We start from the raw sequence: 20875 nt of genomic DNA, 5'->3' as shown, positions 1-20875 counted from the left end.
GCCGTCCGCCTGACTCGACGGCGCCCCTCGCTCGGTCGGCGGCGTCGCCGCACCGTCGTGCCGTCGCCCGCGCCGGTGCGGCGGACTTTCCCGCCGCGCTGCCGACTCGCGCGACTAGCATGGCGTCGTGGAGCTCTGGATCGCGGGAGTCGGGGCTGCGCTCGTCGAGTTCTGGTGGGTGGCCCCCGCCGCGGCCGGCGCCGGCGCAGCCGGAGTGCTCGGCGTGCGCCGGCAGCGCACGACCCGAGCGCGCCGACTGGGACTGACCGCAGCCCGCCTCGAGCTGCAGCAGGCCCGTTCCGAGAACGTCGAGTCGCGGGCGTCGGCCCGGCTCGCCGCGGCCGAACTCGCCCGGGTGGAGGCCGACCGCGCGGCCGGTCGCGCACGCCCCGCCGATGTGGCCGCTGCCCGCCGCGCCGCCGACGCCGCCGTCCACGCGAAGAACTCCGCCGCCGCGAGGGTCCGCGTCGCGCGCGCCCAGGTCGGAGCGGAGCGGGCGGCCGTCCCCGCCCGCGGCACCGACCCGCGCCATCTGCCGGTCGCGCGCGCGATGGCCGTGCACGACGAGGTGGCGGCCCGCTGGATGCAGTACGAGACGGATGCCGCTCGCCGCATCGCCTTCCCCGCGATGAGCGACGCCCGAGTCCCCGCCACCGCGGAGTTCCTCCGGCTCGACGCCGAGGCCCGCCGCCTGCGCCCCGAGTCCGCGAAGGCGAAGACGACGCCCGAGCAGTTCGCGGCCTACCGCGCGGCCGTGCACCGGCTGCAGCGGGCGTTCGACGCCGCCGAGCAGGAGACCTGGCGCCTCGCCGGGCATCGCCCCGACGACGCTCCGCCGCCGCCGCCGACGATCGCGCAGCGGTGGACGGTCGTCGCGACCGAGGCCATCACCCGATCCGCCGAGGGCATCGCGAAAGCGGCGGAGTCGGCGGCGTCGGTGATCGATTCCCGTCGCTCCTCCCGCGAGACGCCTCCCGAGGAGCCGCCGCCCCCTTCTCAGCCCTCGTGGCCGATCCCGTCGCGCACCGAGCGTCACCGCCGCGACGGCCGGCCGCAATAGGCTGAGGGGATGGAAGGGCTCTGGACGTTCCTCGGCAGCTACTGGTGGCTGGCGTTCCCCGCGTTCGGGCTACTCTCCGCCGGCGGCAACGCCTGGGCGAGCGCGTCGAAGCGCCGCCACAAGCGCCGCCTCGAGGTGATCAAGGCGAAGGCGGAATTGGCCGCCGCCAAACGCGGGATCGGCGCCGCCACGACATCCGAGGCCGCCGCCCCCGCCCCGACCCTGGCCGCGCAGGTCGACGAGCTGCGTGACGTCCACGACGAGGTCACGAAGCGGTGGCTCGACTATGAGCTCGATGTCGCGAAGCTGATCGCGTTCCCCTCCATGAGCGATGGCCGCGAGCCGCTGACCGCGGACTTCCTGCGCGCGAAGAAGGTCGCCGATCGCGCCCGGCCGGCCGAAGGAACGAAGCCGTCGGTGGAGACGGTCGCCGCCTACCGCGCGGCCGTCACCGACTTCGAGGTGGCCTTCGATCTGGCCGAGCGAGAGGCACGGCGCGTCCGGGACAGCGGGTTCAGCGAATCCGAGCGCAAACGTCTCGCGACGGCATCCCGTCTGCTCGCCGTCGCGACCGACGAGGCCGCCACGCCGGCCGAACGCCACCTGGCGTACCAGCGCGTCCGCGAGGAGATCGACGGGCTCATCGCGCTCTCGGACGAGGCGGTCGAGGTCCTGGAGAAGAAGATCGCCCGCGAGCTCCCGCCCGGGGAGCGCTCCTAGCGGACGTCGGATGCCGCGTACGATCGAGGGGTGAGCACCCCGGCAGCCAACACCGCGTCATCGAAGATGTTCGGCGCGATGGCCGCGGTGATCATCGCGATCCCGCTCGTCTTCTTCGAGATCACCGTCGCCGTCGGGGTCATCTGCGCGATCTGCGCCGTCGTCCTGGCGGTGCAGGGCTGGCTCGCCCGCCGCAGCGAGGAGTCCGGCGCCTTCAGGCCCTGGATGATCCTGCTGCCGCTCGTGCCAGCCGTCGCGATCATCGCGCTCCGCGGTGTCGAGGGCGCGCGTCAGCTGCTGAACTTCTTCGGCGCGGTCGCCTGACCGTCGCGTCCACGCCTCGGCCGTCGAGAGGATTCCCTCGACGGCCGCGGCGCGTCATCGACGGAGAGGCGTGCGCGTCACTCCGCGAGGAGGGTGTCGTACGCCTCGGGGTTGGCCTCGATCCAGGCCTCGATGGCCTCGGCCTCGTTGCCCTCGCCGTACTCGTTGACGACCATGTCCTCGAGGGACGCGTACTCCGCGTCGTCGAGTGCGATGCCCGCGATGTACTCGGCGGCCTCGGGGTACTCCTCGGCGAACCCGTCGGTCCCCAGGAAGTGGAGCGCCTCGGCCTCGCCCATGGCGCCGCGCGGGTCCTCGAGGTCCTTCAGGCCGTACATCTCGTTGGCCCAGAACGGACGCCACGAGGTGACGACGATGTCCCGCTCGGCAGCGGTCGCGCTGTCGAGTTCGGTGAGCATCGCGGCCGTCGAGGAGGTGACCAGCTCGTAGTCGCCCTCGAGCTCGTACTCGGGGAGCATCGAATCCTGGGTCTGCGCGGTGAGACCGGCGCCGGGCTCGATGCCGTAGATGGTGCCCTCGAAGCGGTCGGCGTTGTCGGCGAGGTCCTCGATCGAGTCGATGTCGACGTACTCCGGCACCGCGATCGTGAGCTTCGCGTTGTCGTAGTACGCGCCGAGGTCCTCGATCGAGTCGCCGTACTCGTCCATGTAGGACTTGTGGGTCAGTTCCGGCCATGCCGACGGATAGATGTCGACGTCGCCCTGCGCGAGACCCGTGTAGAGCGGGCCGGCCTCGGTCAGCTCTTCGAGCTCGACGCTGTAGCCGATCTTCTCGAGCTGGTTCTGCAGGAGGTAGGCCGTGCTGAGGCCGTCGGTCCACGACGGCAGGTAGCCGAGCGTGATCGTGCCGAGGCTGTCGTCGCCGCCCTCGTTCGTGCCGCCCTCGCTCTGGTTGCCGCTCGCGCAGCCGGCGAGGGTGAGGGATGCTGCAGCGCCGAGCGCTACGAGGCCGGTGAGGTGTCGCTTGTTCATCGTGTGCCTTCCGTATGTGATTGCGTTGGTTCCGTATGGGTGCATGGTCCGGGCGTGCCGGACCGTGCGGTCGCCGGCGCGACCGCACGTCTAGGGGTCAGATGCCGCCGGTGGCGATCGGAGCCCGGCGGCCGGACTCCTTCTCGCGCTCCGAGTCCGTGCGGGCGTCGGCGTCGGGGGTCGGGCGGGCGTCGGTGCCGCGGGGCTGACCGGCGTTCGCGGCGCGGCGGCGGGCGAGCACGCCGAGGAGCGACCACCGCTGGCCGCGCAGGTCGCCCAGGGCCGCGGTGAGGCGGTCGAGGTAGACGGCGAGGATCACGACGCTGAGGCCGGCTTCGACGCCCTTCGCGATGTTCACGGTCGACATGGCCTGGACGATCTCCTTGCCGAGACCGTCAGCGCCGGCGATGCCGGCGATGACCGCCATCGACAGGGCGAGCATGATGAGCTGATTGACACCCGTCATGATGCTGGGCATGGCGAGCGGCAGCTGCACGCCGCGGAGGATCTGACCGGGGGTCGCTCCGAACGCGTGGCCGGCCTCGACGGTCTCGGCGTCCACGCCGCGGATGCCGAGTTCGGTGAGGCGCACGCCCGGGGGCAGCGCGAAGATCACCGTGGCGACGACACCGGGGACGACGCCGATGCTGAAGAACACGATCGCGGGGATCAGGTAGACGAACCCGGGCATGCTCTGCATCAGGTCCAGAACGGGGCGGACGCCGGCACTGAGCCGGTCGCTGCGTGCGGCCGCGATGCCGAGCGGGACCGCGATGACCACGGCGATGACGGCCGCGATCAGCACGAGCGCCAGCGTCTGCATCGAGGTGACCCACTGGCCCATGCCGAGGATCAGCGTGAAGGTGACGACCGTGCCGACGGCGAACTGCCAGGAGCGCAGCAGCCAGGCGAACGCGGCGAGCACCACGATGACGACCGCGATGGGGGCGTTGAGCAGGAGGTCCGCCAGCGAGTCGACGAGCCAGCCGACCGCCGTCGCGATGGCCGACAGCAGCCAGCCGAGATTGTCACGGATCCAGTCGACGCCGGCATCGGCCCACTCGCCGACGGGAATGCGGAAACCGTCCATCAGCGCACCTCCTCCTTCTCGCCGGCGGCGCCGTCGACGGCGGCCTCCGCGAGGGCCTCGTCGATCACGGCGTGGGGGACGGGATCGAGGATGACCGGGATCTCGGTCGTCTCGGTGGTCTGCGGCCCGAGCGCCGTGAGCAGTGTGATGCGCGGGATGACGCCGACGAGGCGACCCTCGGCATCCGTCACCGCGAGGGGGAGCGGCGACTCGGCGGCCGGGACGAAGAGGTCCATGAGGACATCGTTCTCGCGGACGACCTGCGGAGTCGGGCGCACGACGGGACCGAGGGACCGTTCTCCGCGACGGACGAGCTTGAGGGCGTCGCGATCGCTGACGATCCCGAGGAGCGTGCGGCTGCGGTCGGTGACGTAGACGGCCGCCATGCGTGCATCGCGCATGGTGCGCAGCGCCGTGCGCGGACCGGCGGACTCGGAGACGACGACGGGACCCGGGCGCTCCATGACGTTCGCGGCGGTCAGCACACGGGCGCGGTCGACGTCCTGGACGAACTGCTCGACGTAGTCATTGGCCGGGTCGGTCAGGATGTCCTCCGGCGTGCCGATCTGGACGATGCGGCCGTCGCGCATGACGGCGATCCGGTCGCCGAGGAACATGGCCTCGTTGAGGTCGTGCGTGATGAAGACGATGGTCTTCTGCAGCTCCTGCTGCAGCTCGAGAAGCTGTTCCTGCATCTCGCGGCGGATGAGCGGGTCGAGCGCGCTGAACGCCTCGTCCATCAGCAGGATGTCGGTGTCGGCGGCGAGCGCGCGGGCGATACCGACGCGCTGCTGCATGCCGCCGGAGAGCGCCGAGGGGAGCTTGTCGCCCCAGCCTTCGAGACCGACGAGGGCGAGGATCTCCTCCGCCTTCGCAAGGCGCTCCGCCTTGGCGACGCCGCGGAGCTCGAGCGGGTAGGCGACGTTCGCGGCGACCGAGCGGTGCGGCAGCAGCGCGAAGTGCTGGAACACCATGGCGATGCGGTCACGGCGGATGCCGCGAAGACGCGACGGCTGGATGCCGGTGATGGGATCGCCCTGGATGAGCACCTCCCCGCCGGTGGCGTCGTGCAGACCGTTGAGCATGCGGATGATGGTCGACTTGCCCGAGCCGGAGAGGCCCATGATGACGAAGATCTCGCCGCGCTCGACGGCGAAGCTGGCATCGATGACGGCGGCGGTCCCGGCATCCTTCACCGAGTCGCGGGACTCGCCGGCCTGCAGCCGCTTGACGGCCTGGGCAGGGTTGCGTCCGAACACCTTGAACAGGCTCTTCGCTTCGAGGACGGGTGTGGTCACGTGTGTCACCTCGGCGGCCGCACACGCGTCCGCATCGGTTGCGCCCGGGTGACGGTCCACCGGCACCGCACGAGCATTCCTGGAACGCGTCGAGCGCGGAGCTCCGGCGACGCACATCGGGTAGGTCGCCAGACCGCCGACCGTACGCTCATCCGGGTCCGGCGCCCCCAGGGAGCCGGTTCGGATGACCGCGGACTGGTCGTCGAGCCCTCAAGGGCTTCTCCGACGGTAGTGCGGGCGTCCATTCGATTCAACTTTGCATCTCGGCAGGGTCGCCGCTATTCGCGCGCGGGAGCCGGTGGGGGTTGACGTCCGTCCGGTGCCATGGTTATCTACTCATGTAACTAACCCATCAACCGGAGATGCGGACATCGAATGGTCGAAGAAGGACGCCCCCTGTTCCTGCAGATCGCCGAGAGCGTCGAGGACTCCATCATCGACGGGAGCCTGTCGGAGCAGGACAAAGCCCCGTCGACGAACGAGCTGGCTGCCTTCTACCGCATCAATCCGGCGACCGCCGCGAAAGGAATCGCCATGCTCACCGACAAGGGCGTTCTCAGCAAGCGCCGCGGCATCGGCATGTTCGTCGCCGACGGCGCCCGCGAGCTGCTCCTCACCGAACGACGGGCGGCCTTCGCCGACCGCTTCCTCGACCCCCTGCTCGCCGAGGCCGGAAAGCTCGGACTCGGCCCCGACGACCTCGCCCGCCTGCTGGCGGAGCGCGCTTCGACACTCACGGAAGGAACCGCACGATGACCACCGTCATCGAGGTGACGAACCTCACCAAGCGCTACCGCGACACCCTCGCGGTGGACGGCGTCTCGTTCTCCATCGAGAAGGACACCATCTACGGCCTGCTGGGCCGCAACGGAGCCGGCAAGACCACGGTCATGTCGATCCTCACCGCGCAGAACTCCCCGACCGACGGCACAGTCCGCGTGTTCGGGGAATCGCCCTACGAGAACTCCCGGGTGCTGAGCCGGATGTGCTTCGTGCGCGAGAGCCAGAAGTACCCCGACGACGCGACACCGCTGCACGCGTTCCGCATCGCGCGGCTGTTCTACCCGAGGTGGGACCAGGACCTCGCCGACCGGCTCATCGAGGAGTTCCAGTTGCCGGTGAAGCAGCGCATCAAGAAGCTCTCGCGCGGTCAGCTGAGCGCCGTCGGCGTGATCATCGGGATCGCGGCGCGCGCGGAGATCACCTTCTTCGATGAGCCCTATCTCGGTCTCGACGCCGTCGCGCGGCAGATCTTCTACGACCGGCTCCTCGAGGACTACGCGGAGCACCCGCGGACGATCATCCTGTCGAGCCACCTCATCGACGAGGTGTCCAACCTGCTCGAACGGATCCTCGTCATCGACAACGGCCGCATCATCATGGACGAGGACACCGAGTCCGTCCGGGGCCGCGCCGCCACGATCCTCGGCGACACCGCGACCGTCGAGGCGTTCGTCACGGGTCGCGAGGTCATCCACCGCGAGAGCCTCGGGAAGGTGACGAGCGTCACCGTCCTCGGGACCCTCACCGCCGCCGAGCGGACCGACCTGGCGGCATCCGGACTCGACGTCGGTCCCGTCTCGCTGCAGCAGCTCATCGTGCGGCAGACACAGCACGCGTCACCCACCTCCCCGACAGACGAAGGAGCACTGCGATGAACCGCACCTGGAGCGTCGTCCGCATGCAGCTCGTGAACCGGAGCACCTTCATCTGGGTGCCGCTCATCGTGCTCGGCGGCACCGTCGTGATCAGCCTCGCGATCTTCGGTCTGATCAGCGGAAACGGTGTCGACATCGATCTGTTCGGTGGGGGCGCGCAGGCGCCGCTGTGGTACTTCCTCGCCGTCGGCGTCCAGGCGCTGACCCTGACGTTCCCGTTCTCGCAGGCGATGAGCGTCACGCGCCGGGAGTTCTACCTCGGAACACTTCTGACGGCGGCACTCACCTCACTCGGACTCGCGGTGATCTTCGTCATCGGCGGCTTCATCGAGGAGGCGACCAGCGGGTGGGGCATGAACGGGTACATGTTCCGCCTCACCTGGATCTGGAGTCAGGGTCCGGCCGTCGCGGGCCTGTTCTACTTCGTCCTCGCGATGATGTTCTTCGTGATCGGATTCTGCGCTGCGACCGTCTACAAGCGGTGGGGCAACCTCGTGCTGACGGTCTCGCTGGTGGCGCTCGGCCTCCTCCTGGTGGGCGGGATGTGGCTGATCGGTCAGCTGCAGGCATGGCCCGAGGTGCTGGGATGGTTCGGCTCGCTGACACCGCTCGGCCTGACCGGCGGGCTGGCGCTGATCGTGGTGGCCCTCGCAGGCGGCTCGTACCTCATGCTGCGGCGGACGGTGGTCTGACCGCCCCGCCCGACGACCGCGGACCGCTCACCGGTGAGACGACCGGATCCCGCCCGCCTGCTCCGGCAGCGCCAGGCAGGATCGGGTCGTCCGTGCGTCGCGCGGGCACGGCGGGTGCGCACGAGGGGCCGCGATACCCTCGACCCTTGGAGGAATCATGACCGACCCCATCACCCAGCTGCACACCCTGCGATCCAGCATCGACAACATCGACGCCGCGCTCGTGTTCATGCTCGCCGAGCGCTTCCGCTGCACGAAGCAGGTCGGGGTGCTCAAGGCAGAGCACGGCATGCCGGCATCCGACCCCTCCCGCGAGGAGCAGCAGACGGCTCGCCTGCGCCGGCTCTCCGAAGAAGCCGACCTCGACCCGGAGTTCGCGGAGAAGTGGTTCAACTTCGTGGTCGCCGAGGTCATCCGTCACCACACCGAGGCGGCCGAGGACCGCTGAGGCGGGATGCCGGCGGGCGCGCGCTGCGCCTCGTCGGACGGTATCTGATCCACGTCGGGGCGGAGTCGTCGTCATCCCGACGCGATGCCGGATCCCGGGGTCCGATCTCCGCTGACCCGTCCGGTCCCTACGACGGTGCGCTCGCCACCGGGGCGGTCTCGGGCTGCCTCTCGAAGGAGCCCTCGCCGTGCACGGCGAGTTCCGCGAGCGCCGCAACCGGGTCGCCTGCCTCGACGAGCCTCAGCAGATACTCGTGGCGGGCGACGTGGTGGTCGAGATCCTCGTAGAACCGCTCGCGCGCGATCAGGTTGCGTGCCATGCACAGGATGATCTGCTGCTGCACGGACGCGTAGATGCCCTCGAGTCGGGCGTTGCCGGCGATGCGGATCAGCGCGGAGTGGAAGGCGTATCCCGCGAGCACGAGGTTGCCGCGGTCCTGCTCGCGTGCACACCGCTGCATCTCCACGAGCGCCGCGCGTGCCGCGTCGAGTCGGCCCGGATCGGCGACCGGGATGCCCGTCTCGAAGGCCAGGCGCTCGAGGGCGGAGCGGATCGCGAGGATCTCGCGCACATCCTGATCGGTGAGGGTCTTCACGAACGTGCCGCGGCGCGGCAGCCGGTCGATGATGCCCTCGTTCTCCAGGAGTCGCAGCGCCTCGCGCAGGGGCGGCGGGCTGATGGCGAGCTGCTCGGTGAGCCGCTCCTCGATGAGCCGGTCACCGGGTGCGAGCTCCCCCGCGAGGATCTTCTTCCGGATCGCATCGGCGGCCATCGCGACGAGACTCGGCGCCTCGAGCGCCCCCGCCCCGAGCGGTGTGGTGGAAAGGGTGGCGTGGTCACTCGTCATCTGGTCTCCCGCCGATCGGAACCCTCCGAGGTTTCGGAGAGCGCTTGCATCTGAAGATTGTCTGTTGTAGACAATAGTCACTAACCGCGAAGTCAGCCAGCACGGCTGCCGCTACTTCCTCGGTACCACTCAATGACGAGAAGGACAACGATGGGTTCACCTCCCCGGATCGGCTTCATCGCCCTCGGCAACCTCGGAATGCCGATGGCGGTCCGCCTCCTGACGCAGGGCTTCGACGTCGTCGCCTTCGACACCTCGGAGGCGCGACGCGGCGAGTTCGCGGAAAAGGGCGGCACGGTCGGCTCGATCGAGGACGTCCTCGACTGCACGACCGTGTGCGTCGCCGCGCCGGACGAGCGTGCCCTGCGCTCCCTCCTCGACGACGGCACCCTCTCGCGCGGCGTGGCAGTCACCCACCTGGTGCTGCACAGCACTGTGCTGCCGACCGAGGCACGAGCCCTCGCCGCCGATCTGGCAGAGCTCGGCGTCACGCTCGTCGAGGCGCCGGTGAGCGGCGGGCCCGGCCGCGCCCGTACGGGTGAGCTCAGCCTCTTCCTCGGAGGCGAGGAGGCTCTCGACGGCGCCGTCGACGCCGTGCTCGACGCCCTCGCCACCGAGCGGTTCCACCTGGGTCCCATCGGCTCCGCCTCGGCCGTCAAACTGGCCAACCAGCTCGTCCTGTTCGCCACCGTCGACGCCCTGCACGAGGCGTTCGCGCTCACCAGCACCTTCGACGTCGAGCCCGCCGACGCGACCGCGGCGCTCACGAGTTCAACGGGCGACACCTGGGCAGGACGCAACTGGGGGTTCTTCGACGACATCGTCGCCGACTACGACGAGAGCGGCAGCGCGCCGGAGGACCGGCCGTGGCGCAAAGACCTTCGGGAGTTCGTCGAGGCATGCCGTGCCTCGTCGCTTCCCGCCCCCCTCGCCGAGCACGTGCTCGCCAGCGTCGGCGACCGAATCGAACAGCACGCGCGCGAGCACGCGAAGAGAGGACGCTGATGTCCACCATCACCGCCCCGACGGCGGGCCGCCTCGACAGCGACGTGCCCACGGCGCCGAGGACCGGCGCCAAGCGCAAGAAGGACCGAGGCCTCGTCGCCTTCGTCTTCCTGGCCCCGTGGCTCATCGGCCTCTTCGGCCTCACGCTCGGACCGATGCTCTACTCGCTGTACCTGAGCTTCACCGACTACAACCTTCTCGCCCCGGTCGCGAACTGGGTCGGGTTCGACAACTACGTCCGGATCTTCGCCTCGGACGAGCGCGCCATCGCGTCGATGGTCGTGACAGCCATCTACGTGCTGGTCGGGGTGCCGTTGATCCTGATCGTCTCGATGCTGGTCGCCCTGCTGCTCAACTCGAAGATCGGGTTCCTCACCGGCTACCGGGCGCTGTTCTACCTCCCGTCCCTGCTGGGCGCCTCGGTCGCGGTCGCCGCGCTCTGGCGCGTCATCTGGGGAGCAGACGGCATCATCAACCAGGTGCTCCGGTCCTTCGGAATCGAGCACCTCAGCTGGGTCGGCAGCCCGGACACGGCACTCATGACCATCATCGTGCTCGCCGTCTGGGCGTTCGGCTCGACGATGATCATCTTCCTCGCCGGGCTGCGGCAGGTGCCCCACGAGATGCACGAGGCCGCGCAGGTCGACGGGGCCGGCAAGATCCGCCGCTTCTTCTCGATCACGCTGCCGATGATGACCCCGATCGTGTTCTTCAACACCCTCATGGTGACCATCAACGCCTTCCAGGCGTTCACCCCCGCCTACGTCATCAGCGGCGGGACGGGCGGTCCGTCCGACTCGACCCTCTTCTACACCCTCTACCTCTACCAGCAGGGCTTCGGTCAGCTGAACATGGGCTACGCATCGGCGCTGGCCTGGGTGCTCGTCGCCATCCTCGGCGTCTTCACCGCGCTGTTCTTCTGGAGCTCGAAGTACTGGGTCCACTACGGAGACAAGTGACGCGCCATGACCGCTGAAGCAACCCTCACCCGCCCCACCCCTCCGACCGGTCGACGCCGCATGAACGGCATCTACCCGACCAGGCCCGTCAAGAACCGCCTGCTCCGCGTCATCATCAAGCACGCCGTCCTCGCGTCGCTGCTGTTCGCCATCCTCTATCCGCTGCTGTGGATGGTCTTCGCGTCGTTCCGACCGAGCAACGAGGTCTTCAACACGATCGGGCTCTTCGGGAGCTCGGTCACCTTCGACAACTACATCGCCGGATGGAGCGGCGGGCAGGTCAACTTCTCGCAGTACTTCCTCAACTCGACGATCGTGACGGTCCTCACCATCATCGGGACGCTGATCGCCTGCTCCCTCGCGGCGTACGCCTTCGCGCGTCTCGAGTTCCCGTTCCGCCGCACGCTGTTCGCGATCATGCTCGCGACGATGCTGCTGCCTTCGCACGTGACGCTCGTCCCGCAGTACATCCTGTTCAACAACCTCGGCTGGGTGAACACCTACCTTCCCCTCGTGGTGCCGCACTGGCTCGGGGTCGAAGCGTTCTACATCTTCCTGATGGTCCAGTTCATCCGCGGTCTCCCCCGCGAGCTGGACGAGTCCGCCCGACTCGACGGATGCGGCCACCTCCGCATCTTCGGCCGCATCATCATGCCGCTCGCCCTGCCGGCCATCGGGACCACCGCGATGTTCGTCTTCATCTCGAGCTGGAACAACTTCCTCGGCCCCCTGCTCTACCTGAACCGCGACAGCCTCAAGACCGTTCCGCTCGGGCTCAGCAACTTCCTCGATTCCACGGGGGCGAGCACCTATGGGCCGCTCTTCGCGATGGCCACCCTGTCCCTCGTGCCGATCGTCGGCTTCTTCATCGTCTCGCAGCGCCTCCTCATCGAAGGCATCGCGACCACCGGGCTCAAGTAGCCCTCGTCACCACCACCTCACACAGAGAAAAGGAACGCATCTCATGACGCGCAAGAAAAGCATCGTCGCCAGCGCCATCCTGGGCGTCGCGGCACTCGGTCTCACGGCATGCGCCGGCGGCGGAGGCGGCGCGGCCGCTTCCGGCGGCCAGGACGGGCAGGGAGACATCACCGGCGAGATCGGCATCGCCTGGTGGGGCGGTGACAGCCGCAACCAGAAGACCAACGCCGTGATCGACCTGTTCGAAGCCGCCAACGAGGGCGTCACCACCGACCGGCAGGCCGGTGAGTTCTCCGGGTACTTCGACAAGCTGAACGTGCAGGCGTCGAGCCGGTCGATGCCGTGCGCCGTGCAGCTCCAGGGTCGGCAGGTCAACGACTACACGAAGAACAATCTGCTGCTGCCGCTCGACCCGATGATCGATTCGGGCGCGATCAACGTCGACGACATCCCCGAGTCGGTCCTCGACACCGGTCGCGGCACCGACGGCAAGCTCTACTTCCTGCCCTACGGCGCGGCGTACGACGCCGTCGGCGTCAACCTCACCCTCGCCGAGGAGGCCGGTGTCGAGGTCCTGCCCGCCGCGGAGGACGGCTACACCTGGGAGGAGTACACCGCGTGGCTCACCGAGGCCGCCGAGACGCTTCCCGAGGGCTCGAAGGCCGTCGACTCCAACGGTGGCCGGCCGAACTTCTTCATCGGCTGGACCCTGGCGAACGGCCTCTCGCTGTTCGGCGAGGACGGCAAGCTCGGCTTCACCGAGGAGGACCTGACGGAGTACTGGACCATGTGGGAGGAGATGCGCACGAGCGACGTCACCGAGACCCGCGAGCGCACCGCCGAAGAGCCCACCGCGACCGATCAGGGCTACTTCGCCAGCGGCCAGCTGCTGTCCGAGACGCTGCCCGGCAACGCCCTCACACCCGCGTCCGCGACGCTCGCGGGGCGCGGCGACGCGGTGATCAACACCTACCCGTACCCGAGCGGCAGCGCCGGATCCGGCAACGCCCTGTTCCCGTCCGGATTCGCGATCCCGGTGTCGTGCGAGAACGTCCCCACCGCGGCGGCCTTCATCGACTTCTTCACCAACGACCTCGAAGCGGGCACCACGTTCGCGGCCGACAACGGTGCGCCGACCAACACGGCCGTCCTCGACGCGCTGATCGCGGACGACTCCCTGCCGGACACGAAGAAGCACGAGCTGGAGCTGTACCAGCAGATCGTCGAAGGCGACCCCACGTCCATCGTCTTCCCTCCCGGGTACCAGGCGACGTTCGAGGCTTCGTTCAAGCGTGCATACGAGGACATCTCGTTCGAGCGCAAGACCATCGAAGAGGGCGTCCAGACGTTCTTCGACGAGGCCAACGCCTCGCTCGGCCAGTGACGCACGCCTAGAGAGGAAGGCCCTGCCTTGTCTACCACCGACACCCCCCGCGACGGCGCTGCCCCGTCCCGCTCCGCCCTCGCCGGGATCCGGATCCTCGACCTTACGCAGGTCATGTCCGGTCCCTACTGCACCATGATCCTGGCCGACCTCGGCGCCGACGTGATCAAGATCGAGAACCCGGTGAAGGGCGACCAGACGCGTGCATCATGGGGGTACTCCGTCGTGGGGGACGACAGCAGGGCCTTCCTCTCCCTCAACCGCAACAAGCGCAGCGTCAGCCTCGACCTGAAGCGCGACGAGGACCGCGAGGCTTTCCTCGCCCTCGTCCGCACCGCGGACGTCGTCATCGAGAACTTCCGCCCGGGCGTCGCCGCCCGGCTCGGCGTCGACTACGCGTCCGTGCGCGAGCACAATCAGCGCATCATCTACGCCAGCATCTCGGGCTTCGGCCAGACCGGTCCTTACTCGCAGCGTCCCGGGTACGACCTCATCGCGCAGGCGATGACGGGAGTCATGAGCGTGATGGGCGAAGAGGGCGGCGCGCCCGTCAAGTCCGCGATCCCCATCGCCGACCTCGGGGCGGGCATGTTCTGCACGATCGGCATCCTCGGGGCCGTCATCGCCCGCGGCGACGGCGACGAAGGCCAGTACCTCGAGACCTCGCTGTTCGAGTCGGCCCTCGCGATGTCGGTGTGGGAGTCGGCCGAGTTCTGGTCGACGGGGGAACCGCCCCGGCCGCTCGGATCCGCCAACCGGATGTCCGCGCCGTACCAGGCGCTCGCCACGTCCGATGGGCACCTCACCATCGGCGCCAACAACGAGAAGCTGTGGCGCCTGCTGTGCGAGGTCATCGAAGCGCCGGACCTCGTTCAGGACCCCCGCTTCGTCGACAACAACCGGCGCATGGACAATCGCGTCGAACTCGCGGCCGAGCTCGAGCGCCGCTTCGCCGGAGCGACGACGGACGAATGGGTCGAGCGGCTGCTGGCCCGCGGCGTGCCTGCCGGTCCGATCCGCGATTACGAGCAGGTCCTGACGGACGACCCGCACGTGCGGGCTCGCAACATGGTGACCTCGTTCGAGCATCCCGTCGAAGGCCGCACCCTCGTCCTCGGCTCGCCGCTGAAGCTCAGCGGCACCCCTGTGCAGGTGCGCACCCCTCCTCCTCTGCTCGGCGAGCACAACGACGAGGTACTGGGCGAGATCGCGACACGGCCCGTCGCGCCCGAGCGATCGGCGGGTGCCGCATGAGCGAGGCCGTCGCGACCGCTCGCGCCCTCGCGGAGCGGGACGAGCGCGTGCTGACCCTCGTGCTCGACAACCCGGGCAAGCGCAACGCGCTCACCTGGGACATGTACGAACAGCTCGAAGCGCACCTCGCCGCCGCGCGCACCGAGCCCGACCTCGCGGTCGTCGTCATGAGGGGCGGGGGCGAGGACGGCTTCGCCGCCGGCACCGACATCTCGGGTCTCACCGACCTGCGGAGCGCGGACGACGGCATCGCCTACGAGCGACGCGTCGGCCGGGTCCTCGACCTGCTCCGCTCGCTGCCGATGCCGACCATCGCCGCCGTCCGCGGTCCCGCCGTGGGCGCGGGACTCGCCCTCGCTGCGACCTGCGACCTCGTCGTCGCCGAACGCGGGGCCGTCTTCGGCGCGCCGATCGCACGCACCGTCGGCAACTGCCTCCCCGCGGCCGTCGTCGCCCGCGTCGCGGCGCGGATGGGGGCGGCGACGGCGACCGGGATGCTGCTGACCGCCTCGCTCCTGCGGGCCGAAGAACTGACGGCATCCGGATTCGTCACTCGGCTCGCCGAACCGGGACGGCTGGACGAGGCGCTCGACAGCGTCGTCACCGGCCTGCTCCGCTCGGCTCCGCTCACGCTGCGGGCGCTCACGCAGACGCTGCAGCGCCTCGGGGACGGTGCGGCCACCCCCTCCAATGACGATCTGCTCGCCCTCTGCTACGGGAGCGCCGACTTCGCCGAAGGCGTGGACGCGTTCCTCGCCAAACGACGACCCGAATGGAAAGGACGCTGACGATGCCCCGCATCATCGATGCACACCAGCACTACTGGAAGACGGCTGCGCAGGATCAGCCGTGGCGTGAAGCGCACCACGACGCCATCGCGCACGACTTCGCGCCGGAGGACCTCCTCCCCCACCTTTCGGCGGCAGGGATCGCCGGGACCGTCGTCATGCAGTCGGTCGACGAGCCCGGCGAGAACGACCGACTCGCCGCCTACGCGGAGGACGAGAGCGTGCTCGGCGTCGTCAGCTGGCTCCCCGTGCGCGATCCCGCGGCCGCGAACGCCGAGCTCGCACGACTCGAGATCCCCAAGCAGGTGGGCGTCCGCTGCCTCGTCGCCGACGACCCGATGGACTGGCTCGGCGACGAGGCGGTGGTGGAGCTGTTCCGCACCATCGCCGAGCGGGGTCTCGCGTGGGACGTCGTCCCGATCACCCAGGACCAGATCCGCAACGTCACCCGGCTCGCGCAGGCCGTGCCGACGCTGCGCATCGTCGTCGACCACCTGGGCCGCCCGCCCATCGACACCGGCGGCTGGCAGCCGTGGGCCGACAACATCGCCGCTCTCGCCGGCAGCGAGAACGTGAGCGTGAAGGTCTCGGTCGGCATCAACGTGCTGAGCGCGTGGGAGGAGTGGGATGCCGACGCGGTCCGGCCCTTCATCCACCACGTCGCCACGCTGTTCGGGCCCGACCGGGTCATGCTCGCGAGCAACTGGCCCGTCGTGCTCCTGCGCGCCGAGTACGCGACAGCGTGGGGCGACCTGCGCGCCGTCCTCCTGGACGAGTTCCCCGAACCCGCCGCGCGAGACGCCGCGCTCGGGGGCACTGCGGAACGGGTGTACGGCCTCGACAGGTTCGCGCCCGCCACCACCAGCCACTGAAGATCCCGGGTGACGCACGACGTGCGGCACCCACCCCCGGTCGACCGGCCGGGACAAGAAGAGAGAAGGAAGATGAGCACTGCGATGACCAGCCCGAACCAGGCACTCACCTACGAGAAGGCCGACCCGGCGAACCTCGCAAGCCTTTACCAGCACCTCCGCGTGTGCGACGTCGTCGACGCCCTCGACGGCATCGGCTACTTCAACATCGGGCTGATGGACAAGGAGGTGCGTCCGCTGTGGCAGGGCATGCACTTCTGGGGTGAGGCGGCGACCATCCGCTGCGTCCCGTCGAACCGGCCCATGTGGAAGCTCGACACGACGGAGGACATCGTCGCCGCACACGGCCGCTGGTTCTCCGAGGTGCCGCACCCCAAGCTGCCGACCGACCTGCCTCCCGGGCACGTCGTCGTCATGGACGCCGGAGGCGGCCCCGAGGTCGGCTTCTGGGGCTCCGAGAACGCGATGACGGCCGTCCTCGGCGGAGCGGTCGGCATCATCACCGACGGCTACTGCCGTGACACCGCCGAGGTCGCGGCTCAGAAGAGCCCGGTCGTCGCCCGCTACCGCGGACGCAGCATCATCCCGGGCCGCATCATGGCGATCGAGACCCAGACGACGATCGCGTGCGGCGGCGTCCAGGTGAACCCCGGCGACATCGTCGGCGCCGATGACGACGGTGTCGTGGTCGTGCCGCGGCATGTCGCCGAGGAGGTCGCCGTGCACGCCCGCGCGATCCTGCTCGCCGACATGAACGCGCGCAAGCGGCACTACGAGAGCCTCGGCATGACGCCGGACAGCTCGGTCGACATCGACGCGATCCTCGCCTACTACGCCGAGGTCTGATCACCCCCGCCGCCCGCGTCCGCGAGGGCGCGGGCGGCGCCCCACCGTCAGGAGACACCCCCGCATGGACTACCGCTCAGAAGTCGACGACCTCCTTCCCGCAGATCCACACGCGACTCTGGTCGGCCGCCTGCAGCTGCCCGGCGAGCGCGGCGCGCACATCGTCTGCACGCGTGGACGCCGGCTCGTCGACCTCACCCCGCACGCCGCCACGACGGCGGATCTGCTCGAGCGGGACGACCTTCTCCCCCTGGTCCGCGACGGCGATTCTTCCCGCTCGTGGGACACCGCCGACGTCGTCGAGGCCACGCTCGCGGGCGACGCGAGCCGGCCGCGCCTCCTCTCCCCCATCGACGTGCAGGTGATCAAGGCGGCCGGCGTCACGTTCGCGACGAGCATGATCGAGAGGGTCATCGAGGAGAAGTCGGGCGGCGACGCCACGCGGGCCCTCGAGATCCGCGAACGCGTCCAGTCCGTGATCGGCGGCGCGATCGGCTCGGTCCGCCCCGGCAGCCAGGCGGCCGCGCAGGTCAAGACGGTGCTGATCGAGGAGGGCCTGTGGTCGCAGTACCTCGAAGTGGGAATCGGACCCGATCCCGAGATCTTCACCAAGGCTCCCGTGCTCTCCTCCACGGGGACGGCGTCGCCCATCGGCGTGCTCGAGCGCTCGACGTGGAACAACCCCGAGCCCGAGGTCGTGCTCGCCGTCACCTCCGCCGGACGCGTCGTCGGAGCGATGCTCGGCAACGACGTCAACCTGCGCGACTTCGAGGGGCGGAGCGCGCTCCTCCTGGCCGAGGCGAAGGACAACAACCGCTCGTGCGCGATCGGGCCCATGATCCGCCTCTTCGACGAGGGCTTCAGCCGCGCCGACGTCGAACGGCTCGAGATCTCTCTGCGGGTCACGGGCGAGGACGGCTTCGAGCTCCGCGACGGAAGCTCGATGAGCCTCATGAGCCGCACCCTCGACGAGCTCGTGCAGCACACGGTCGGTGCGCACCACCAGTACCCCGACGGCTTCGCCCTCTTCACCGGCACGCTCTTCGCGCCCACGCAGGACCGTGATGCGCCGGGCCTCGGCTTCACGCACCACGAGGGCGACATCGTCCGCATCGCCTGCCCGGAGCTCGGGACCCTGGTGAACCGGGTGCAGAGCGCGGAGAGCGCACCCCCCTGGACCTTCGGCATCCGTGCCTTCTACGCCGATCTCGCCGAGCGCGGCCTGCTGACCGCCGGGGCCGCGGTGGTGTCCGCATGAGCAGGGCGCCGATCGTCGTCACCGATCACGCCTTCGGCGGCCTCGTCCACGAGGAGTCGCTCGCCCGCGAGACGGGGCGGACCCTCGCCGCGCATCAGTGCACGAGTGAGGCCGACACGATGACCGCGGTCAGGGATGCCGAGCTGGTCTTCGTCAACTTCGCGCCGGTCACGGCGGATGTGCTCGGTGCGCTCGCGCCCGGCGCGACGGTGATCCGCTACGGCATCGGGTACGACAACGTCGACATCGATGCCGCGAGACGTCTCGGCGTGCGTGTCGCCAATGTGCCGGATTACGGCGTCGACACGGTCGCCGACCACACGGTCGCGTGCCTGCTGACCCTCCTTCGCAGAACCGCGGCCTTCACCTCGGCGGTGCGTGAGAGGGGCTGGCTCCGCGCAGGTGACCTCGGCCCGATCCGCGGCTTCGCCGAGACGACGGTCGGACTCATCGGGACGGGACGGATCGGTCGCGCCGTCGCGGAACGGCTGCGGCCCTTCCGCTTCCGGATCATCGCGCACGACCCCTATGTCGACCCTGCGGACCTCGAGGCTGCCGGGATCGAGGCGGTCACCCTCGACGCCCTCCTATCCCGAGCCGACGCCGTCTCGCTGCACGCGCCGCTGACGGAGCAGAACCGTCATCTCATCGGCGCCCGATCGCTCGCTTCGATGCGCCCGCACGCGGTGCTCGTCAACACGTCGCGCGGCGGGCTGGTCGACGAGCAGGCCCTCGCCGGTGCCGTCCGCGCCGGCGCCCTGGCGGGCGCGGCCCTCGACGTGTTCGACCCCGAGCCGCTCGCCGCCGACTCCCCCCTCCGCGATCTCGACAACGTGATCCTCACCCCGCACGCGGCCTTCTACTCGGTCAGCTCGCTGGATGCCCTGCAACGGCTCGCGGCCGAAGAGGGCGGCCGCGCGCTGCGGGGCGAGCCGCTGCGCTGCCGCGTCGCCTGAGCGGCACACCTCCCGACGCCGACAGCCCGACCTTCGAAAAGGAATCCCATGAGCATGCGCTACCGAAATCTGATCGACGGCCGGTGGGAGGACGCAGACGGGGAGGCTCCGAACCTCAACCCGTCCGATCTCGACGACGTGGTGGGCACGGCGCCGACCTCGGATCGCGCCACCGTCGATCGGGCTGTCTCCGCCGCGGTCGCCGCGGCACCGGGCTGGGCCGACAGCACGCCCGAGCAGCGCGCGACGGTGCTCGACACCGCATCCGCGGAGGTCCGCGCCCGGCGTGCGGAGCTCGGGACGCTCCTCGCGCGGGAAGAAGGCAAGCCGATCGGCGAGGCGACCGCGGAGGTCGCCCGGGCGGCGAACCTCCTGCAGTTCTTCGCCGGTGAGGCGTTGCGCACGGGCGGCGAGATCGTGCCGTCCGTGCGTCCCGGGATGACGGTCGAGATCACGCGCGAGCCCGTGGGGGTGGTCGGGATCATCACGCCCTGGAACTTCCCCATCGCCATCCCGACCTGGAAGATCGCGCCGGCGCTGGCCTGGGGCAACGCCGTCGTGTTCAAGCCGGCCGAGAACACGCCCGCGATGGCGCACGAGCTGGTGGACATCCTCAGCCGTGCGGGCCTGCCCGCCGGCGTGCTGAACCTCGTCTACGGCGGCGGTTCGGTCGTCGGGGCGGCGCTGACGGATTCCGACGCGGTCGACGCCGTGAGCTTCACCGGCAGCCTGCCCGTCGGCCGGAGCGTGGTCTCCTCCGCCGCCGCGAGCGGCATGCGCGTTCAGGCCGAGATGGGCGGGAAGAATCCGATGATCGTCCTCGATGACGCCTCACTCGAGCTCGCGGTGGAGGTGTGCGCGAACGGCGCGTACTTCTCCACCGGCCAGCGCTGCACCGCCTCCTCGCGGCTCATCGTGCAACGGGGCATCCACGACCGCTTCGTCGAGGCGCTGACCGCGCGCATGCGCGGGATGCGGGTGGGTCACGCCCTCCATGAGGACACGGTCGTCGGGCCGGTCGTCGACGAGCGGCAGCTCGAGCAGGACCGGCGCTATCTCTCGATCGCGGCGGACGAAGGGGCGACGGTGATCGGCGGCGAGCTCGTCGAGCGCGAGACGAGAGGCCATTTCCTCGCACCCGCGCTCGTCGTCGGCACCACGAACGGCATGACCGTGAATCGCGAAGAGGTCTTCGGTCCCGTGGCATCCGTCATCGAGGTCGACGACTACGACGAGGCCCTCCTCGTCGCCAACGACACCGAATTCGGGCTCTCGGCGGGCATCTGCACCGCGTCGCTCGCCGTCGCGAAGCACTTCGCACGCTACTCGCAGGCCGGGATGGTCATGGTCAATGCGCCGACGGCGGGTGTGGACTACCACGTGCCCTTCGGCGGATCGAAGGGATCGAGCTACGGCCCGAAGGAGCAGGGCAGCTACGCGCGGGAGTTCTACTCCTCGGTGAAGACCGCCTACATCAACCCGGGGCCCCGATGACGACGGGAA

At 69.8% G+C, this 20875-nt stretch carries 22 protein-coding genes; 18 read left to right on the top strand and 4 right to left on the bottom strand.

From position 1 onward, the window contains the following. The first annotated feature begins 127 nt into the window (after window positions 1-127). Genes AB3M83_RS01990 through AB3M83_RS01980 form a run of 3 tightly spaced genes read left to right on the top strand, consistent with a single transcriptional unit; the run spans window position 128 to window position 2104 of the window. Window positions 128-1060: a hypothetical protein gene (locus AB3M83_RS01990; RefSeq protein ID WP_412944713.1), complete on the top strand. Its 933-nt coding sequence runs from the start codon at window positions 128-130 to the stop codon at window positions 1058-1060. A 9-nt stretch (window positions 1061-1069) separates the two neighbouring features. Then, window positions 1070-1780: a hypothetical protein gene (locus AB3M83_RS01985; protein ID WP_412944712.1), complete on the top strand. Its 711-nt coding sequence runs from the start codon at window positions 1070-1072 to the stop codon at window positions 1778-1780. 30 nt (window positions 1781-1810) lie between these two features. Beyond that, window positions 1811-2104: a hypothetical protein gene (locus AB3M83_RS01980; RefSeq protein WP_412944711.1), complete on the top strand. Its 294-nt coding sequence runs from the start codon at window positions 1811-1813 to the stop codon at window positions 2102-2104. Between the two features lie 77 nt (window positions 2105-2181). Here AB3M83_RS01980 and AB3M83_RS01975 read toward each other — a convergent pair whose 3' ends face one another. The 3 genes from AB3M83_RS01975 to AB3M83_RS01965 form a co-directional block, all read right to left on the bottom strand. Then, the gene (locus tag AB3M83_RS01975; protein WP_412944710.1) at window positions 2182-3096 is read right to left on the bottom strand and encodes a glycine betaine ABC transporter substrate-binding protein; all 915 of its coding nucleotides are present in this window, start codon (window positions 3094-3096) and stop codon (window positions 2182-2184) included. Between the two features lie 97 nt (window positions 3097-3193). After that, window positions 3194-4186: an ABC transporter permease gene (locus tag AB3M83_RS01970; RefSeq protein WP_412944709.1), complete on the bottom strand. Its 993-nt coding sequence runs from the start codon at window positions 4184-4186 to the stop codon at window positions 3194-3196. After that, a complete protein-coding gene (locus tag AB3M83_RS01965) occupies window positions 4186-5484 on the bottom strand; it encodes a quaternary amine ABC transporter ATP-binding protein (protein ID WP_412944708.1) in 1299 nt (432 codons plus the stop codon). The genes AB3M83_RS01970 and AB3M83_RS01965 overlap by 1 nt, the downstream gene beginning before the upstream one ends. 375 nt (window positions 5485-5859) lie before the next feature. Here AB3M83_RS01965 and AB3M83_RS01960 point away from each other — a divergent pair, with 375 nt between their 5' ends. From AB3M83_RS01960 to AB3M83_RS01945, 4 genes are all read left to right on the top strand, one after another. Then, window positions 5860-6240: a GntR family transcriptional regulator gene (locus AB3M83_RS01960; protein ID WP_412944707.1), complete on the top strand. Its 381-nt coding sequence runs from the start codon at window positions 5860-5862 to the stop codon at window positions 6238-6240. Beyond that, a complete protein-coding gene (locus AB3M83_RS01955; RefSeq protein ID WP_412944706.1) occupies window positions 6237-7142 on the top strand; it encodes an ABC transporter ATP-binding protein in 906 nt (301 codons plus the stop codon). Before AB3M83_RS01960 ends, AB3M83_RS01955 begins: the two co-directional genes overlap by 4 nt. After that, a complete protein-coding gene (locus AB3M83_RS01950; RefSeq protein ID WP_412944705.1) occupies window positions 7139-7834 on the top strand; it encodes a hypothetical protein in 696 nt (231 codons plus the stop codon). Before AB3M83_RS01955 ends, AB3M83_RS01950 begins: the two co-directional genes overlap by 4 nt. Window positions 7835-7991: 157 nt before the next feature. Further along, window positions 7992-8282, top strand: coding sequence for a chorismate mutase (locus AB3M83_RS01945; RefSeq protein WP_412944704.1), 291 nt, complete (start codon window positions 7992-7994; stop codon window positions 8280-8282). A gap of 127 nt (window positions 8283-8409) precedes the next feature. Here the strand turns inward: AB3M83_RS01945 and AB3M83_RS01940 are convergent, their stop codons facing one another. Next, complete coding sequence (locus AB3M83_RS01940) at window positions 8410-9129, bottom strand: GntR family transcriptional regulator (protein ID WP_412944703.1); 720 nt, start codon at window positions 9127-9129, stop codon at window positions 8410-8412. A gap of 150 nt (window positions 9130-9279) precedes the next feature. Here AB3M83_RS01940 and AB3M83_RS01935 point away from each other — a divergent pair, with 150 nt between their 5' ends. From AB3M83_RS01935 to AB3M83_RS01885, 11 genes are all read left to right on the top strand, one after another. Further along, complete coding sequence (locus tag AB3M83_RS01935; RefSeq protein ID WP_412944702.1) at window positions 9280-10134, top strand: NAD(P)-dependent oxidoreductase; 855 nt, start codon at window positions 9280-9282, stop codon at window positions 10132-10134. Further along, window positions 10134-11093: a carbohydrate ABC transporter permease gene (locus AB3M83_RS01930; protein WP_412944701.1), complete on the top strand. Its 960-nt coding sequence runs from the start codon at window positions 10134-10136 to the stop codon at window positions 11091-11093. The genes AB3M83_RS01935 and AB3M83_RS01930 overlap by 1 nt, the downstream gene beginning before the upstream one ends. A 6-nt stretch (window positions 11094-11099) precedes the next feature. Then, a complete protein-coding gene (locus AB3M83_RS01925) occupies window positions 11100-12014 on the top strand; it encodes a carbohydrate ABC transporter permease (protein WP_412944700.1) in 915 nt (304 codons plus the stop codon). A gap of 43 nt (window positions 12015-12057) precedes the next feature. Then, window positions 12058-13398, top strand: a complete 1341-nt coding sequence (locus AB3M83_RS01920) for an ABC transporter substrate-binding protein (protein ID WP_412944699.1) — start codon at window positions 12058-12060, stop codon at window positions 13396-13398. A gap of 27 nt (window positions 13399-13425) precedes the next feature. Beyond that, entirely contained in the window at window positions 13426-14652 is a 1227-nt protein-coding gene (locus AB3M83_RS01915) for a CaiB/BaiF CoA transferase family protein (RefSeq protein ID WP_412944698.1), read from the top strand. Then, window positions 14649-15440 carry an enoyl-CoA hydratase gene (locus AB3M83_RS01910; RefSeq protein ID WP_412944697.1) on the top strand — a complete coding sequence of 264 codons (792 nt, stop codon included), beginning with the start codon at window positions 14649-14651 and terminating at the stop codon, window positions 15438-15440. Before AB3M83_RS01915 ends, AB3M83_RS01910 begins: the two co-directional genes overlap by 4 nt. A gap of 2 nt (window positions 15441-15442) precedes the next feature. Further along, window positions 15443-16312, top strand: a complete 870-nt coding sequence (locus AB3M83_RS01905; RefSeq protein ID WP_412944696.1) for an amidohydrolase family protein — start codon at window positions 15443-15445, stop codon at window positions 16310-16312. Window positions 16313-16384: 72 nt separating this feature from the next. Continuing rightward, a complete protein-coding gene (locus AB3M83_RS01900; RefSeq protein WP_412944695.1) occupies window positions 16385-17158 on the top strand; it encodes an RraA family protein in 774 nt (257 codons plus the stop codon). A gap of 64 nt (window positions 17159-17222) precedes the next feature. Beyond that, a complete protein-coding gene (locus AB3M83_RS01895) occupies window positions 17223-18416 on the top strand; it encodes a fumarylacetoacetate hydrolase family protein (RefSeq protein ID WP_412944694.1) in 1194 nt (397 codons plus the stop codon). Then, window positions 18413-19372 carry a C-terminal binding protein gene (locus AB3M83_RS01890; protein ID WP_412944693.1) on the top strand — a complete coding sequence of 320 codons (960 nt, stop codon included), beginning with the start codon at window positions 18413-18415 and terminating at the stop codon, window positions 19370-19372. Before AB3M83_RS01895 ends, AB3M83_RS01890 begins: the two co-directional genes overlap by 4 nt. A gap of 48 nt (window positions 19373-19420) precedes the next feature. Continuing rightward, window positions 19421-20866 carry an aldehyde dehydrogenase family protein gene (locus AB3M83_RS01885; protein ID WP_412944692.1) on the top strand — a complete coding sequence of 482 codons (1446 nt, stop codon included), beginning with the start codon at window positions 19421-19423 and terminating at the stop codon, window positions 20864-20866. The last annotated feature ends 9 nt before the right edge of the window (window positions 20867-20875 follow it).

Source organism: Microbacterium pasadenense, assembly GCF_047246565.1.
Lineage (GTDB): Bacteria > Actinomycetota > Actinomycetes > Actinomycetales > Microbacteriaceae > Microbacterium.
This window is presented reverse-complemented; position numbering and strand designations above follow the sequence as displayed.